This window comes from Nocardioides panacis, assembly GCF_019039255.1.
GTDB lineage: Bacteria > Actinomycetota > Actinomycetes > Propionibacteriales > Nocardioidaceae > Nocardioides_B > Nocardioides_B panacis.
The window spans coordinates 2,926,661-2,941,411 of the sequence record NZ_CP077062.1 but is presented as its reverse complement, the minus strand read 5'-3'; the positions used below and the strand labels follow the sequence as shown (position 1 = coordinate 2,941,411).

Below are 14,751 nucleotides of genomic sequence, written 5' to 3'. Positions count from 1 at the left end.
CACGGTCGCGGCCGGTGAGTTCTTCGGGATCCTGGGTCCCAACGGCGCCGGGAAGACCACCACGCTGGAGATGGTCGAGGGCCTGCGCCGCCCGGATGCCGGCGAGGCGCGGCTGCTCGGCGAGCCCAGCTGGCCGCGCAACCCGCGGCTGCTGCCGCGGGTGGGCGTGCAGCTGCAGGCCTCGGCGTTCTTCGAGCGGCTCACCGCGCGCGAGCAGATCCGCACCTTCGCCGCCCTGTACGGCGTCCCCGCCGGCCGGGCCGACGACTGGCTGGAGCAGGTCGGGCTCACCGAGAAGGCCGGGACCCGCACGGAGAAGCTGTCCGGCGGGCAGCTGCAGCGGCTGGCCATCGCCTGCGCCCTGGTGCACGACCCGGAGATCGTCTTCCTCGACGAGCCGACCTCGGGGATCGACCCGCAGGCCCGGCGCAACCTGTGGGACCTGCTGCGCTCGCTCAACGAGGCGGGCCGCACGGTCGTGCTCACCACGCACTACCTCGACGAGGCCGAGGCGCTGTGCGACCGGGTCGCGATCATGGACCGCGGGAGGGTCCTGCAGCTGGACACGCCGGCCGCGCTGGTGCGCGGGCTCGACGCCCCCGTGCGGATCTCGGTCGCGCCGCACCTGCTGCCCCGCGAGCGGGCCGAGGCCCTCGCCGGCGTGGACGCCGTCGAGGAGGACGACCGCGCTCGTGCTGACCACCCGCGCCCCGTCGGTGGTGCTCACCCGGCTCGCCGAGCTCGAGGCCCTCGAGGGCCTCGCGGTCAAGGGCGGCACGCTCGAGGACGTCTTCCTCCACCTCACCGGCCGGGAGTACCGCGCATGAGCACGGCCAGATGACGGCCTTCCGGGCGATCGCGCTGGCCATCGTCAAGGGCTTCCTTCGCGACAAGATGTCGATGTTCTTCGCGGTGGTCTTCCCGCTGATGTTCCTGGTGCTGTTCGGCGGCGTCTTCGACTACGAGAACAGCCCGAAGATCGCGGTCGTCGAGGTGGGGCACGTCGGCTTGGTGGACGGGCTCGGGCCCGGCGCGAAGCAGGCCTACGACCAGACCTTCGAGGTCACTCACGCCACCCGGCTCCCGGCCGCGCTCGCGCAGGTCCGCAAGGGCGACGCGGACGCGGCGATCGAGATGCGCGGGGACATCTTGGTCGCGCACTACACGCAGACCGACCAGGTGAAGGCCGCGATCACCCAGGGCACCCTGAACGCCTTCGTGGACGGCGCCAACCAGGAGGCGTCCGGCCGGCCGCCGCGCTACACGTTCGTCGGCGAGCGGGTCGAGGACAAGTCGCTGAGGACCATCCAGTTCGTGACGCCCGGGCTGCTCGGCTGGGCGGTGGCGATGAGCGCGGCGTTCGGTGCCGCGGCGACCCTGCAGGGGTGGCGCAACAGCAAGCTCCTGCGGCGGCTGCAGCTGTCCCCGGTCTCGGCCGGGTCGGTCGTCGGCGCCCGGGTCGTGGTCACGGTGCTGATCGCCTTGGTGCAGATGGCGATCTTCCTCGGCCTCGGCATGAGCGCCTTCGGGCTGCGCCTCACCGGCTCGTGGTGGATGGCGGTCCCGCTGCTGGTCGCCGGCACGCTGGCGTTCATGTCGCTCGGCCTGCTCGCCGGCTCGGTCGCGAAGACCCAGGAGGGCGCGGTGAACCTCGCGAACTTCCTGGTGCTGCCGATGGCGTTCCTGTCCGGCTCGTTCTTCCCCCTCGACGGGGCGCCGGGCTGGCTGCAGGTGACCTCGAACCTGCTGCCGCTGCGGCACCTCAACGACGGCATGCTCGACGTGATGGTGCGCGGTCAGGGCCGTCGGCGGCGTTCGCCCCGATCGGCATCCTGCTCGCGTTCGCGGCGGTGGTGACGCTGGTCGCCGCACGCCTGTTCCGCTGGGAAGCGGACTAGGGAGGGGATTCCTGGCGTACGGCGACCAGCTGCTCGTCAGACCCGGGCCGGGTCGGTCTCGATGGTCTCGGCGGTGCTCGTCTGGTCGACCTTCGTGACGGCCAGGAAGACCACCAGGGCGAGGATCACCGTCAGGAAGATCACGCTGGTGCCGGTCGTCCCGAGCCCCAGGCCACCGTCCTGGTGCGCCTGCGACATGCCGTCGCCGATCGAGGCGCCCAGCGGGCGGGTCAGGATGTAGGCCAGCCAGAACGCCAGCACGGCGTCGAGGTGCAGGAACCGGTGCGCGGCGGTGATCAGCGCGATGAGCACCGCGACCAGCGCGACGGTCGGCCAGTAGCCGACCCCCATCTGCTCGTCGAACAGGTCGCCCGCCGAGGTACCCAGGGCGAAGGTGAACAGGATCGCCAGCCAGTAGAACGCCTCCCGGCGGCGGGTGACGATCGAGTGGATCGACAGGGTGCGCTCGCTGGCCCACCAGGCGGCGAAGGTGAGCGCGAGCAGGATCGCGAAGCCGATCGTCGAGGTCTGCAGCGGGACCCCGAGGTCGTCGACCAGCTTGTCGCTGAGCAGGGTGCCCACGACGCTGATCAGCACCACCGCGAGCCAGTAGATGCCGGGGACGTACCGGCGGGCCCGGAACTGGAACACCAGCGCCACCACGAGCGCCGCGGTCATCAGGATCGAGGTGTTGTCGAGGCCGAACCCCAGCGTCTCGTTGAGGTAGTCCGCGAACGTCTCCCCGACCGTCGTGCACAGGATCTTGATCACCCAGAAGTACAGGGTGACCTCGGGGACCTTGTTCAGGAGGGTGCGCAGCGGCACGGCGGCCACGGAGGTGTCTCGATTCATGCCCCGACGGTCGCACCGCGAACCTGGAGGCAACCTGACCGCGTCAGGCGCGGGGCACCGTGAGCACGAAGTGGCCGTGCCCGTCGCCCTGCTCGCCGACCTCGCCGCCGACCGAGTGGGCCAGCCGCCGGGACAGCGACAGCCCCAGCCCGGCGCCGTGCGGGGCGGTGCTGTGGCCGGGCTCGAAGATCCGCTCCCGCCGGTCCCCGGCCACGCCCTCCCCGTCGTCCTCGACGTGCAGCAGCACCCGGCGGGACTCCAGGGTGACGTGCACCCGGACCCGGGTGGCGGCGTGCCGGACCGCGTTGTCCAGCAGCGGTACGACGGCCGCGCCGACCACCCGCAGCGGGGCGGCCAGCAGCACGTCCTGGCCCGGGTCGTCGACCTCCACGCGCACCCCCGGGACGTCCGTCGCGTGCGCCCGGACCTCGTCGAGCACCTCGGCGGTGCCGCAGGTGGCCTCGTCGGCGTGCGCGGACCGGGCGACCGAGAGCATCGTCTGGATCGAGGCGGCCATCCGCTCGGTCGCCGCGACGATCGCGTCCAGGGACGCCGTCGAGGCTGCGTCCGGTCCGGCCTCCACCAGGGCCAGCTGGGCCTCGGAGCGGATCACCGTCAACGGCGTGCGCAGCTCGTGCGCCACCTCGTCGGTGAGCCGCCGCTCCGCCAGGATCGCCTGCGCGATCCGGTCGAGCATCCGGTCGAGGGTGTCGGCCAGCTCGGTCAGCTCGTCGCGCGGGGGACCGAGCTCGAAGCGCCCCGCGAGGTCGTGCTCCCGCCACTCGTCGGCGCGCCGGGCCATCCGCCGTACCTGCCGCAGGGCGTAGCCGCAGGCGGCCCAGGCCGCGGCGCCGGCGCCGGCCACCGTGATCAGCCCGAGGGCGAGGCTCACCACCAGCCCGCGGCGCTCGGCCGACTCGTAGGGCGCGAGGTCCAGCGCCGCCACCACCACCGCCCCGACGGCCCCGGAGCCCTCCCGCGGCACCGGCCGGGCGAGCAACCGGATCCCGCCGTCGACGACCACGTCCCGCTCCGACGTCGACGAGCTCAGCCGGGCGACCTGGGCCCGGACCCGGCGGGGCGGCTCGGTGCCGTCGATGCGCCGGCCGGCGGCGTCGTAGATCCAGATGTTCTGGTCCAGGGAGTCGGCCGGCGCCTCCAGCACCCGGGCCCGGTCGCCGGCGAACCGGACGGTGGTCGCCGCGGCGTCGGCGCGGCCCTGCAGGGCGGTCAGCGAGTCCCGCGACGACTGGTGGGCCAGCAGCAGCTGGAGCCCGACCACCAGCACGGTGACCGCGGCCAGGGCGGCGGCGACCGTGGTGGCGACCAGCCGGCCCCGGAGCCCGAGCCTCACCGCCACACGTAGCCCACGCCACGCACGGTGTCGATCGACCGCTCCACCCCGGCCAGGACGTCCAGCTTGCGGCGCAGCCGGGCCATGTAGGAGTCCAGCGTGTTGTCGTGCACGGAGGCCCCCATCGGCCAGCCGGCCGCGACCAGCGCGTGCCGCCGGACGACGTGCTCGGGGGTGGCCAGCAGCTTGGCGAGCAGCCGGAACTCGGTCGGGGTGAGCGGCACGGTCGCGCCGTGCGCGGTGACCGCGTGCCGGGCCGGGTCGAGGTGCAGCCCCTCGGGCGGTGTGGCGGCGGCGCCGGCCCGCCGGGCCAGGGCGGAGATCCGGACCAGCAGCTCGGGCAGCTCGAACGGCTTGGTGAGGTAGTCGTCGCCGCCGGACTCGAAGCCCGCGACCTTGTCGTGGACCCCGTCGCGGGCGGTCAGGAACAGCACCGGCGCGGCCAGGCCGCCGGCCCGCAGCGCGAGGCAGACGTCGCGACCGTCGCTGTCGGGCAGGCCGATGTCGAGGATCACCACGTCGGGGGAGACCTTCGGGAACAGCCGCAGCGCCTCGCCGCCGTTGCGGGCGACCACCACGTCGTGTCCGGCGGCCTTCACCGCCCGGGCCAGCACGGATCGCAGCGCCGCGTCGTCCTCGCACACCGCAATCGTCACCACCCCTCGAACGATAGCGGCGGGGGTGCGGCACACTCGGGACATGAGCAGTCCCGAAGAGCTGACGTCCGCCGAGCGGTCCGTCCTCGGACACCTGGACGAGCAAGTCCTGGTCGAGTCGCTGATGGAGCTGGTGCGGATCCCGAGCATGGGGGGCACCGACGCCGAGGTCGAGGTGCAGGAGCACGCCGCCGCGATGCTGCGGGACCTCGACGTCGAGGTGGACCGCTGGGACATCGATCTCGACGAGCTCGCGGAGGACCCGTGGTTCCCGGGCGTCGAGGTGACCCGGGAGCAGGCGGTCGGCGTGGTCGGCACGACCCCCGGCGAGGGCATGCCCGGGCTGGTGCTGCAGAGCCACCTGGACGTCGTACCTCCGGGGGGACCCGGACAACTGGCTGGGCGCCAACCCGTTCTCCGCGGAGATCCGCGAGGGGTCGATGTACGGCCGCGGCACCTGCGACATGAAGGCCGGCGCCGCCGCCAACCTCGCGGTGCTGCGCACGCTGCACGCCGCCGGGGTCCGGCTCGAGCGACCGCTCGCGCTGCACTTCGTGGTGGGGGAGGAGGACGGCGGCCTCGGGGCGTTCGCGACCCTGCGTCGCGGGCACATCGGCGAGGCGGCGGTGATCACCGAGCCCACCAGCGCCAAGATCCTCACCGCCACCGCGGGGGCGCTGACCTTCCGGATCGAGGTGGCCGGCCGGTCGGCGCACGGCAGCATGCGCAAGGAGGGCGTGAGCGCCTTCGAGGCGTTCCTGCCGATCCACGCGGCCCTGATGGGGTTCGAGGCCGAGCGCAACCGCGACCCCGACCCGCTGTTCGTCGGCGAGGTGCCCTACGCGCTGTCGGTCGGCATGGTCACCGCCGGCGAGTGGTCGAGCAACGTCCCCGACCGGCTGGTCGCCGAGGGCCGCTTCGGCGTGCAGATCGGCGAGGACCCGCGGCTGGCCCGCGCCCGGTTCGAGGACGTCGTCAACGAGGTCGCCGTCAAGGACCCGTGGCTGCGCGAGAACCGGCCGATCGTCACCTGGCCGGGCGGCCAGTTCGCCAGCGGCAGCACGGACGCCGACCACCCGCTGATCGGCGAGGTGTCCACCGCGGTCGCCGCGACCGGGGGCGCCCACCCACCGCTGGCGGCCGGCGTCTACGGCAGCGACCTGCGGCTCTACACCGGCATCGGCGGCATCCCCACCCTGCACTACGGCCCAGGTGACATCGCCGACGCGCACGCGCCGCTGGAGAAGGTCGACCTCGACCAGCTCGTGCAGGTCACCCGGGCGCTGACCGTGCTCGCGCTGCGCCGGTGCGGGACCCTCGGGTGAGCGACGACGACCTCTGGTTCGCCGGCGTCACGGGCCAGGCCGCCGCGGTCGCCTCCGGGCGTGTGTCCTCGCGCGAGCTGGTCGCCGGCGTCCTCGAGCGCATCGCGCGGTACGACGGGCAGCTCAACGCGTTCACGACGGTGCTCGGCGACGAGGCCCTCGCCGAGGCGGCCGCGCGGGACACGCAGCCAGGTGAGCGAGGCCCGCTGCACGGCGTCCCCGTGGCGGTCAAGGAGGAGCTCGACGTCGCCGGCCGGGTGACGACGTTCGGGGGACGCGGCAACAGCACCCCGGCCGCGGCCGACGCCGAGGTGGTGCGCCGGCTGCGCGCGGCCGGGGCGGTGGTCGTGGGCAAGACGAACATGCCGGAGTTCGGGCAGTGGCCGTTCACCGAGTCGGTGGCGCACGGCCTCACCGGCAACCCGTGGGACCCCCGGAGGTCGCCGGGCGGCTCCAGCGGCGGGACGGCCGCCGCGGTGGCCGCCGGGCTGGTCCCGTTCGGCCTCGGCGGCGACGGCGGCGGCTCCATCCGGATCCCGTCGGCGTGCTGCGGGCTCTACGGCCTCAAGCCGCAGCGCGGCCGCGTGACGATGGCCCCGCACCCGCACGGCTGGTGGGCGCTGAGCACCACCGGACCGCTGACCCGGTCGGTGCGGGACAGCGCCGTGGTCTACGACGTGCTGCGCGGCACGCTGCCGGTGGACCGCTGGAGCGCCCGGGAGCCGGCGACGTCCTTCACCGCGGCCGTCGACGCGCCGTTCACCCCGCTGCGGATCGGCTGGTCGACGAAGCCGGTGACGCTCGGCGTCCGGCCCGACCCCGAGCACGTCGCCGCGGTGCACGAGACCGCGAACCTGCTCGCCTCCCTCGGGCACCACGTCGAGGAGGTCGACCCCGGCTACCCGGACCCGACGACCGCGTTCGTGCCGCAGTTCTTCGCCGGCGTGCGCACCGGCGCGGACGGGCTCGAGCACCCCGACCGGGTCGAGCGCCGGACCCGGGAGACCGTCCGGCTGGGCCGGTGGGTCACCCCGCGGGTCCGCGAGTGGGCGATCCGGCAGGGCGAGCAGGTCGCGCAGAAGGCCGGCCGGGTCTTCGACCGCTGCGACCTGCTGCTCACCCCGGCGATCGCGCACCGGCCCCCCGAGGTCGGGGTGCTGGACGGCGTGGGCACCGTGCGGGCCGCACTCCTGGCGATGCCGATGATCGCCTACACGGCGCTGTGGAACGTGACCGGCAACCCGGCCGCGTCGGTGCCGGCCGGCTTCGCGACCGACGGGCTGCCGACCGCCGTACAGCTGGTCGGGCGGGCGCACGACGAGACCACCCTGCTGACCGTCTCCGCCCAGCTCGAGCAGGCCCGGCCCTGGGCCGGCGCCCGCCCCGCCCTGCGCCCCTGAGCCAGGCTCAGCTGGCCTTCTTGGCCGCCGCCTTCTTCGCGGGCGCCTTCTTGGCGGCGGTCTTCTTGGCCGCCGCCTTCTTCGCCGGCGCCTTCTTGGCGGCGGTCTTCTTCGCCGGCTTCTCGGTCTCCGCGTCGGTGTCGGCCTTCGCCGGGGACTCGCCGCGCGAGGTCTTCGCCGCGTCGACGGAGCGCTGCAGCGCCGCGAGCAGGTCGACGACCTCGCCGGTGGTCTTCTTCGGCTGCTCGACGGCCTTGACCTCGCCGCCCTCGAGCTTGGCGGCCACCAGCGCCTCGACGGCCTTGGCGTAGTCGTCGTCGAACTCCGAGGCGTCGTAGTCGCCGGCCAGGGTCTCCACGAGCAGCTTGGCCATCTTGAGCTCGTTGGCGGTCGCGGCGTGCTCGGTCGCGTCGAGCCCCGCGAAGTCCGGCTTGCGGACCTCGTCGGGCCACAGCATCGTCTGCATCACGATCACGTCGTCGCGGACCCGCAGCACCGCTGTGGTCATCCGGGTGCGGATCGAGACGGTCACCACGGCGACCCGGTCGGCCTCCTTGAGCGCCTCGCGCAGCAGCGCGTAGGGCTTCGCGGCGGTCTTGTCGGGCTCGAGGTAGTAGGACTTCTCCAGCCACAGGGGGTCGATCTGCCCGGTCGGCACGAACTTCTCGACGGAGATCTCGCGGCTGCTGCTGGCCGGCAGCTCGGCGAAGTCGTCGTCGTCGAGCACGACCATCTGGCCGTCCTCGGTCTCGTAGCCCTTGGCGATGTCGGCGTAGGCGACCTCCTCGCCGTCGATGCTGCAGACCCGCTGGTACTTGATCCGTCCGCCGTCCTTGGCGTGCACCTGCCGGAAGGAGATGTCGTGGCTCTCGGTCGCGGCGTAGAGCTTGACCGGCACGCTCACCAGTCCGAAGGACACCGCGCCTTTCCAGATGGCACGCATGGGCTGCTCCTTCAGTCGCGAGTACGTCGTCGTCTCGGCACCATCATGTCGCACCGATGGGCAAGGATGGGAGGCATGCGCCCGATGCTCGCCACCAAGGGGACCCACGTGCCCGCCGGGCCCGAGTGGCTGCACGAGGTGAAGTGGGACGGCATGCGTGTCCTGGTCGACGTGCACCCGACCGACGACGACCCCGACCGGCCGGGCGAGCTGCACGTCCGCTCGCGCAACGAGAAGGACGTCCGGGTGTCCTTCCCCGAGCTGCACGGCCTGGCCGGTCTCGGCCGCGACGTGCTGCTCGACGGCGAGGTGGTCGCGTTCCTCGACGGCGTGCCGACCTTCGGGGCGCTGGCCGACCGGATCCACGTCGGCAACGCCCGCCGGGCGGCCCTGCTGGCCGAGTCCAACCCGGTCACCCTGCTGGTCTTCGACCTGCTCCGCCTCGACGGCGAGGACCTCACCGGCCGTCCCCTGAGCGAGCGCCGGGAGCTGCTCGAGGGCCTCGGGCTGGCCGACGTGCACTGGCAGGTGCCGGCGGCGTACGACGACGGCGCGATGCTGCTGCAGGCCACCGAGGAGCAGCGCCTCGAGGGCATCGTCTCCAAGAGGCGGTCCTCGCTCTACCACCCCGGACGCCGCTCGCCGGACTGGCTGAAGTTCCCGCACCGGGCGATCGGCTCGTACGTCGTCGGGGGCTGGCGCCACGAGACCGACAGCACCTCGCGGATCGGCGCGGTGCTGGTGGGGGAGCCCACCGGGGCGGGGCTGGTCTACCGGGGCCGGGTCGGTAGCGGCATCGCCGGCAAGCAGGGCCAGCGGCTGCTCGAGGTCCTCGGGCCGCTGCTCGCCGACGCGTCACCGTTCGCGGACGACGTACCCGCCGTGGACGCGGCCGGCACCGTCTGGGTCCGGCCCGAGGTCGTCGTCGACGTCGCCGCGCTCGGGATGACCCCGGCCAAGCGGCTGCGGCAGCCGGCCTACCGCGGCGTCCGCACCGACCTCTCGCCGGTGGACCTGGAGGACCGGGATGGCTGAGCAGACCGACGAGGTGCTCGTCGACGTGGACGGCCGGACGCTGAAGATCAGCAACCTGGGCAAGGTGATGTACCCGACCACCGGCACCACCAAGGGCGAGGTGCTCAACTACTACGCGCGGGTCTCCGGGGTGCTGCTGCCGCACCTCGCGCACCGCGCGGTGACCCGGATCCGCTGGCCGCACGGCACCGGCGACATGCAGTTCTTCGAGAAGAACCTGCCGTCCGGGGCGCCGAAGTGGCTGCACTCGGTGACCGTGCCGTCCACCGGCTCCCGCGGCGGCGGCGACACGATCAGCTACCCGGTCATCGACGGACTGGCCGACCTGACCTACTTCGCCAACCTGGCCTCCCTGGAGCTGCACGTGCACCAGTGGACGGTCGGGAAGGACGGGAGGCCGCGGCACCCGGACCGGCTGGTGATCGACCTGGACCCGGGCCATCCGGCCGGCCTGCGGGAGTGCTGCGAGGTGGCGCTGCTGGTCCGCGACAAGCTCGCCGAGCGCGGCCTGTCCGCGGCACCGGTCACCTCGGGCAGCAAGGGCCTGCACCTGTACGCCGCGCTGCCCGGCGCCCTGGACGCCGAGGAGGTGCGCGACCAGGCGCAGGAGATCGCCCAGGAGCTCACCGGCGAGCACCCGCGGCTGGTGGTCTGGAAGATGACCAAGTCGCTGCGCGGCGGCAAGGTGTTCCTGGACTGGAGCCAGAACACCGGCGCCAAGACCACCATCTCGCCGTACTCCCTGCGCGGCCGCGACCGTCCGTACGTCGCCACCCCGCGCACCTGGGAGGAGGTCGAGGACGGCGCGGAGGAGGGGCTCGGCCAGCTCGAGATGGACGACGTGCTGGCCCGCGTCGAGGAGCACGGGGACATCTTCGGGGACCTGCTCGGCCGGTCCTGAGCCGGTCCGGACAGACGAAACCCGCCGCTCCCGAGAGACGGCGGAGATTCGACGGGGCGGTGCTGCCCGCTCCGGGTAGGTTTCCCGGTCCGGCGGGGACGAAACCCGCTCGTCAGCACCAACGAGCCGGCCGCCCGGGGGTTACGGGCCGGTCCGTCACGGTCCCGGCTGCGGAAACGCTGCCCGGCACGACCGGGCACCAAGGAAAACCGCAGAAATGAGCGGTCTGGGGCATGGGATCGGTTGCCGCACCGCTGCCATACTGCGGCCATGTCGGTGGCAATCTCGCTGCGCGGGCTCCGCAAGTCCTTCGGCGCGGTCGCCGCCGTGGACGGGATCGACCTGGACATCGCGGACGGGGAGTTCTTCTCCATGCTCGGCCCGTCCGGCTCCGGCAAGACCACCGTGCTGCGGATGGTGGCCGGCTTCGAGACGCCCACGGAGGGCCGGATCCTGCTCGGCGACCAGGACGTCACGTCGCAGCCGCCCTTCGCGCGCGACGTCAACACGGTCTTCCAGGACTACGCGCTGTTCCCGCACATGAGCGTGCAGGACAACGTCGCCTACGGGCTGCGGGTCAAGAAGGTGCCCCGGGACCAGCGCCGCACCCGCACCGAGCAGGCGCTCGCGACGGTCCGGCTCGGCGGCTTCGGCGACCGCCGGCCGCACGAGCTCTCCGGCGGCCAGCGGCAGCGGGTGGCGCTCGCCCGGGCGCTGGTCAACCGCCCCAAGGTGCTGCTCCTCGACGAGCCGCTCGGCGCCCTCGACCTCAAGCTGCGCCGCGAGATGCAGATCGAGCTGAAGGAGATGCAGCGCGAGGTCGGGATCACCTTCGTGTTCGTCACCCACGACCAGGAGGAGGCGCTGACGATGAGCGACCGGATCGCGGTGTTCCGGGACGGTCGCATCGAGCAGGTCGCGACCCCGGTCGAGCTCTACGAGCAGCCGGCCACCCCGTTCGTGGCCGGGTTCGTGGGCACCTCCAACCTGCTGGAGGGGCCGGTCGCGGAGCAGCTGCTCGGCGACCCGGGCCCGGTCAGCATCCGGCCCGAGAAGATCACCCTGCTGCCGCCCGGCGACCCGGCGCCCACGGGCGACGACGTGTGCACCGCGCGGGGCGTGGTCCGCGAGGTGGTGTACCTCGGCGCGGCCACCCACTCCGTCGTCGACCTCGACGCGGGCGGCACGCTCACCGTCCTCCAGCAGAACCTGGAGACCTCACCGACCCGGCTCCTCGACCGTCGGGGCGAGCCGGTGACGCTGTGCTGGCGGCGCCTCCACGTCGTCTCTCTCGGGCCCCCCAGTCCGTCGACCAGCGCGTCGACCAGACCGTCCACCGCGGCAGAGGTGGACCAGCTCACCGAGGAGACCTCATGAAGAAGATCACAGCGATCGCGTCGGCGGTCGTGCTCGCCGCGGGCTTGGCGGCGTGCGGCACGACGTCCGGTGGCGGTGGAGGTGGTGGTGGCGGCACGAGTGCCGGCGCCGGGACGTTCACCGCGCCCGACGTACCCATGAAGAAGTCCCTGGGTGCCATGGAGGGGCAGGTCAACATCCTGGCCTGGCCCGGGTACGCCGAGGACGGCAGCAACGACAAGTCGGTGGACTGGGTCACCCCGTTCGAGAAGAAGACCGGCTGCCAGGCGAACGTGAAGTACTTCGGCACCTCCGACGAGGCGCTGACCCTGATGAAGACCGGCCAGTACGACGTGGTGTCGGCCTCCGGGGACGCGTCGCTGCGGCTGATCGCCTCGGGGGACGCCGCGCCGGTCAACACCGCGCTGCTGAAGAGCTACCCCGACATCCAGCCGTTCCTCAAGGACCGGGCGTGGAACTCCGTCAACGGGCAGATGTACGGCGTCCCGCAGGGCTGGGGCGCGAACCTGCTGATGTGGCGCAAGGACAAGGTGAAGCCGGCGCCGACCGGGTGGGACGCGGTGTTCGAGAAGAACCCGCCGTACGCCGGCAAGATCACCGCCTACGACTCGCCGATCTACATCGCCGACGCGGCGCTGCACCTGATGAACACCCAGCCCGACCTCGGGATCAAGAACCCCTACGCGCTCGATCAGAAGCAGCTCGACGCGGCCGTCGCGGTGCTCAAGCAGCAGCGTCCGCAGATCTCGGAGTACTGGTCGGACTACCTCAAGGAGCAGCAGGCGTTCACCAGCGGGGACACGCTGATCGGCACCACCTGGCAGTTCATCGCGAACCTGGTGGAGGCCGACAAGGTGCCGGTCGGGGTGCTGTTCCCGAGCAAGGGCTCGACCGGCTGGTCCGACACCTGGATGGTCAGCTCGAAGTCGAAGAACTCCAACTGCGCCTACGCGTGGATGGACTACATCGCCGGCCCCTCCGCGAACGCCCAGTCCGCGGAGTACTTCGGTGAGGCACCGGCCAACGCCAAGGCCTGCGACCTCACCACCGACAAGTCGTTCTGCGCGACCTACCACGCCGCCGACAAGGCCTACGCCGACAAGATCTGGTACTGGACCACGCCGATCAAGCAGTGCCTCGACGGCCGCAAGGACGCCACCTGCACCGACTACGGCCAGTGGACCCAGGCCTGGACGGAGATCAAGGGCTGACCATGGCGGTCTCCGGCCTGCTGCACCGCCGTCCCGGGCTCCGGGTCGGGCTGCTGCTCACGCCACCGATGCTGTGGCTGGGCGTGGCCTACCTCGGGGCGCTGGCGGCGTTGTTCGTGACCGCGTTCTGGGGGCAGAACAGCTTCACCGGCGACGTCGAGCGGACCTGGACGCTGGACAACTTCCGGAACCTGTTCACGATCGACGTCTACCGCACGATCACCGTGCGCACGCTCGGCATCGCGGTGCTGGTGACGCTGCTGGACGCGCTGATCGCGTTCCCGGTGGCGCTGTTCATGGCCAAGGTCGCCTCGCCGCGCGCGCAGCGGCTGCTGCTGGTCGCGGTGGTGATGCCGCTGTGGGCGTCGTACCTCGTCAAGGCCTACGCCTGGCGCGGGATGCTCGGCACCGGGGGACTGGTGTCCTGGGTGGCGGCTCCGTTCGGCCTGGACACCCCGGGCTACGGGCTGACCGCGGTGATCATCACGCTGGCCTACCTGTGGCTGCCGTACATGATCCTGCCGATCTTCGCCGGCCTGGAGCGGCTGCCCGGGTCGCTGCTGGAGGCGTCCGCCGACCTCGGCGCGCGCAGCACCACGACGCTGCGCCGGGTGGTGCTGCCGGTGGTCTTCCCCGCGATCGTGGCCGGCTCGCTGTTCACGTTCTCGCTGACGCTGGGCGACTACATCGCGGTGCGGATCGTCGGCGGCGCCAACCAGATGCTCGGCAACGTGGTCTACGACAACGTCGGTGCCGCCAACAACCTGCCGTTCGCGGCGGCGGTCGCGACCATCCCGGTGGTCGTGATGGTCATCTACCTGACCGCCGTACGACGCACCGGTGCGCTGGAGAACCTGTGACCCTGTCGCGCGGGCTGCGCCGCCTGCTGCTGGCGATCACCACGCTGGCGCTGGTGTTCGTCTACACACCGCTGGCGCTGGTGGTGCTGAACTCGTTCAACGCCAACAAGTCCTTCGCCTGGCCGCCGCAGCAGCTGACCCTGCGCTGGTGGAAGGCCGCCGCCCAGTCCGAGGGGGCGCGGGCCGCGCTGCTGGTCAGTGTCGAGGTGGCGCTGCAGGCCACGGCGATCTCGCTGCTGCTCGGCACGATGGCCGCGATGGCCCTGCAGCGGCAGCGGTTCTTCGGGCGCAACAGCGTGTCCCTGCTGATCCTGCTGCCGATCGCGCTGCCCGGCATCGTCACCGGCATCGCGCTGAACAACGTCTTCCGGACCGTGTTCGGGCTGGAGCTCGGGTTCCTGACGATCGTGGTCGCGCACGCGACGTTCTGCATCGTCACGGTCTTCAACAACGTGCAGGCCCGGCTGCGCCGGCTCGGCGGCAGCCTGGAGGAGGCCTCGATGGACCTCGGCGCGGGCTCGTTCACGACCTTCCGGCTGGTGACGTTCCCGCTGCTGCGGTCGGCGCTGCTGGCCGGCGGGCTGCTGGCGTTCGCGCTGTCCTTCGACGAGATCATCGTGACCACGTTCACCGCGGGAGCCCGCGAGGAGACGCTGCCGCTGTGGATCTTCAACAACCTGTTCCGGCCGAACCAGGCGCCGGTGGTCAACGTGGTCGCGGCGGTGCTGATCGTCGCCTCGATCGTGCCGATCTGGCTGGCGCAACGGCTGTCCGGCTCGTCGAACGAGGGCCTCACCGGGGCCCGCTGACGCCTCACGGGCCACACCCGTTCGCAGCCGTCGCAGGTTGTCCACAGATCCGGACGCACCCCTTCCAGCCGGGACGATCGCGTTGCGATACTCCCGAAACGGACCGACGGGGGTGCGTCGCACGGTCGCA

The 14,751-nt window shown here is 72.4% G+C and carries 14 protein-coding genes; 10 read left to right on the top strand and 4 right to left on the bottom strand.

Annotated features, from left to right (window positions below; genetic code table 11):
* The first annotated feature begins 28 nt into the window (after positions 1-28).
* Entirely contained in the window at positions 29-841 is an 813-nt protein-coding gene (locus KRR39_RS14400; RefSeq protein ID WP_216942664.1) for an ABC transporter ATP-binding protein, read from the top strand.
* Entirely contained in the window at positions 838-1,857 is a 1,020-nt protein-coding gene (locus KRR39_RS14395; protein WP_216937886.1) for an ABC transporter permease, read from the top strand. The genes KRR39_RS14400 and KRR39_RS14395 overlap by 4 nt, the downstream gene beginning before the upstream one ends.
* A gap of 77 nt (positions 1,858-1,934) precedes the next feature.
* On the opposite strand, the gene KRR39_RS14390 is transcribed toward KRR39_RS14395, so the two are convergent.
* Genes KRR39_RS14390 through KRR39_RS14380 form a run of 3 tightly spaced genes read right to left on the bottom strand, consistent with a single transcriptional unit; the run spans position 1,935 to position 4,763 of the window.
* Positions 1,935-2,750 (bottom strand): COG4705 family protein, encoded by an 816-nt coding sequence (locus KRR39_RS14390; protein ID WP_216937884.1) that lies wholly within the window; start codon positions 2,748-2,750, stop codon positions 1,935-1,937.
* A 43-nt stretch (positions 2,751-2,793) separates the two neighbouring features.
* Positions 2,794-4,104: a sensor histidine kinase gene (locus tag KRR39_RS14385; protein WP_216937882.1), complete on the bottom strand. Its 1,311-nt coding sequence runs from the start codon at positions 4,102-4,104 to the stop codon at positions 2,794-2,796.
* On the bottom strand, positions 4,101-4,763 hold the full coding sequence (locus KRR39_RS14380) for a response regulator transcription factor (protein WP_216937880.1): 663 nt from the start codon (positions 4,761-4,763) through the stop codon (positions 4,101-4,103). The genes KRR39_RS14385 and KRR39_RS14380 overlap by 4 nt, the downstream gene beginning before the upstream one ends.
* Positions 4,764-5,200: 437 nt before the next feature.
* Here KRR39_RS14380 and KRR39_RS14375 point away from each other — a divergent pair, with 437 nt between their 5' ends.
* Both KRR39_RS14375 and KRR39_RS14370 read left to right on the top strand, forming a co-directional pair.
* On the top strand, positions 5,201-6,085 hold the full coding sequence (locus KRR39_RS14375; RefSeq protein ID WP_254185149.1) for a M20/M25/M40 family metallo-hydrolase: 885 nt from the start codon (positions 5,201-5,203) through the stop codon (positions 6,083-6,085).
* Positions 6,082-7,485 carry an amidase gene (locus KRR39_RS14370; protein ID WP_216937878.1) on the top strand — a complete coding sequence of 468 codons (1,404 nt, stop codon included), beginning with the start codon at positions 6,082-6,084 and terminating at the stop codon, positions 7,483-7,485. Before KRR39_RS14375 ends, KRR39_RS14370 begins: the two co-directional genes overlap by 4 nt.
* 7 nt (positions 7,486-7,492) lie before the next feature.
* Here the strand turns inward: KRR39_RS14370 and ku are convergent, their stop codons facing one another.
* Complete coding sequence (gene ku, locus KRR39_RS14365; RefSeq protein WP_216937876.1) at positions 7,493-8,428, bottom strand: non-homologous end joining protein Ku; 936 nt, start codon at positions 8,426-8,428, stop codon at positions 7,493-7,495.
* A gap of 75 nt (positions 8,429-8,503) precedes the next feature.
* Here ku and KRR39_RS14360 point away from each other — a divergent pair, with 75 nt between their 5' ends.
* The 6 genes from KRR39_RS14360 (at position 8,504) to KRR39_RS14335 (ending at position 14,621) form a co-directional block, all read left to right on the top strand.
* The gene (locus tag KRR39_RS14360) at positions 8,504-9,463 is read left to right on the top strand and encodes an ATP-dependent DNA ligase (protein ID WP_254185148.1); all 960 of its coding nucleotides are present in this window, start codon (positions 8,504-8,506) and stop codon (positions 9,461-9,463) included.
* Positions 9,456-10,364: a non-homologous end-joining DNA ligase gene (gene ligD / locus KRR39_RS14355; protein ID WP_216937872.1), complete on the top strand. Its 909-nt coding sequence runs from the start codon at positions 9,456-9,458 to the stop codon at positions 10,362-10,364. Before KRR39_RS14360 ends, ligD begins: the two co-directional genes overlap by 8 nt.
* Before the next feature lie 270 nt (positions 10,365-10,634).
* Positions 10,635-11,741, top strand: coding sequence for an ABC transporter ATP-binding protein (locus KRR39_RS14350; protein WP_216937870.1), 1,107 nt, complete (start codon positions 10,635-10,637; stop codon positions 11,739-11,741).
* Positions 11,738-12,952 carry an ABC transporter substrate-binding protein gene (locus KRR39_RS14345; RefSeq protein ID WP_216937868.1) on the top strand — a complete coding sequence of 405 codons (1,215 nt, stop codon included), beginning with the start codon at positions 11,738-11,740 and terminating at the stop codon, positions 12,950-12,952. Before KRR39_RS14350 ends, KRR39_RS14345 begins: the two co-directional genes overlap by 4 nt.
* 2 nt (positions 12,953-12,954) lie before the next feature.
* The gene (locus KRR39_RS14340) at positions 12,955-13,812 is read left to right on the top strand and encodes an ABC transporter permease (protein WP_216937866.1); all 858 of its coding nucleotides are present in this window, start codon (positions 12,955-12,957) and stop codon (positions 13,810-13,812) included.
* Entirely contained in the window at positions 13,809-14,621 is an 813-nt protein-coding gene (locus KRR39_RS14335; protein ID WP_216937864.1) for an ABC transporter permease, read from the top strand. Before KRR39_RS14340 ends, KRR39_RS14335 begins: the two co-directional genes overlap by 4 nt.
* Positions 14,622-14,751 lie beyond the last annotated feature (130 nt).

Bases quoted from the DNA above. Each gene is read 5' to 3' on its own strand.
- KRR39_RS14395 (WP_216937886.1), top strand. From the start codon at position 838: ATGACGGCCTTCCGGGCGATCGCGCTGGCCATCGTCAAGGGCTTCCTT.
- KRR39_RS14390 (WP_216937884.1), bottom strand. From the start codon at position 2,750: ATGAATCGAGACACCTCCGTGGCCGCCGTGCCGCTGCGCACCCTCCTG.
- KRR39_RS14375 (WP_254185149.1), top strand. From the start codon at position 5,201: ATGTACGGCCGCGGCACCTGCGACATGAAGGCCGGCGCCGCCGCCAAC.
- ku (WP_216937876.1), bottom strand. From the start codon at position 8,428: ATGCGTGCCATCTGGAAAGGCGCGGTGTCCTTCGGACTGGTGAGCGTG.
- KRR39_RS14360 (WP_254185148.1), top strand. From the start codon at position 8,504: ATGCGCCCGATGCTCGCCACCAAGGGGACCCACGTGCCCGCCGGGCCC.
- ligD (WP_216937872.1), top strand. From the start codon at position 9,456: ATGGCTGAGCAGACCGACGAGGTGCTCGTCGACGTGGACGGCCGGACG.
- KRR39_RS14350 (WP_216937870.1), top strand. From the start codon at position 10,635: ATGTCGGTGGCAATCTCGCTGCGCGGGCTCCGCAAGTCCTTCGGCGCG.
- KRR39_RS14345 (WP_216937868.1), top strand. From the start codon at position 11,738: ATGAAGAAGATCACAGCGATCGCGTCGGCGGTCGTGCTCGCCGCGGGC.
- KRR39_RS14340 (WP_216937866.1), top strand. From the start codon at position 12,955: ATGGCGGTCTCCGGCCTGCTGCACCGCCGTCCCGGGCTCCGGGTCGGG.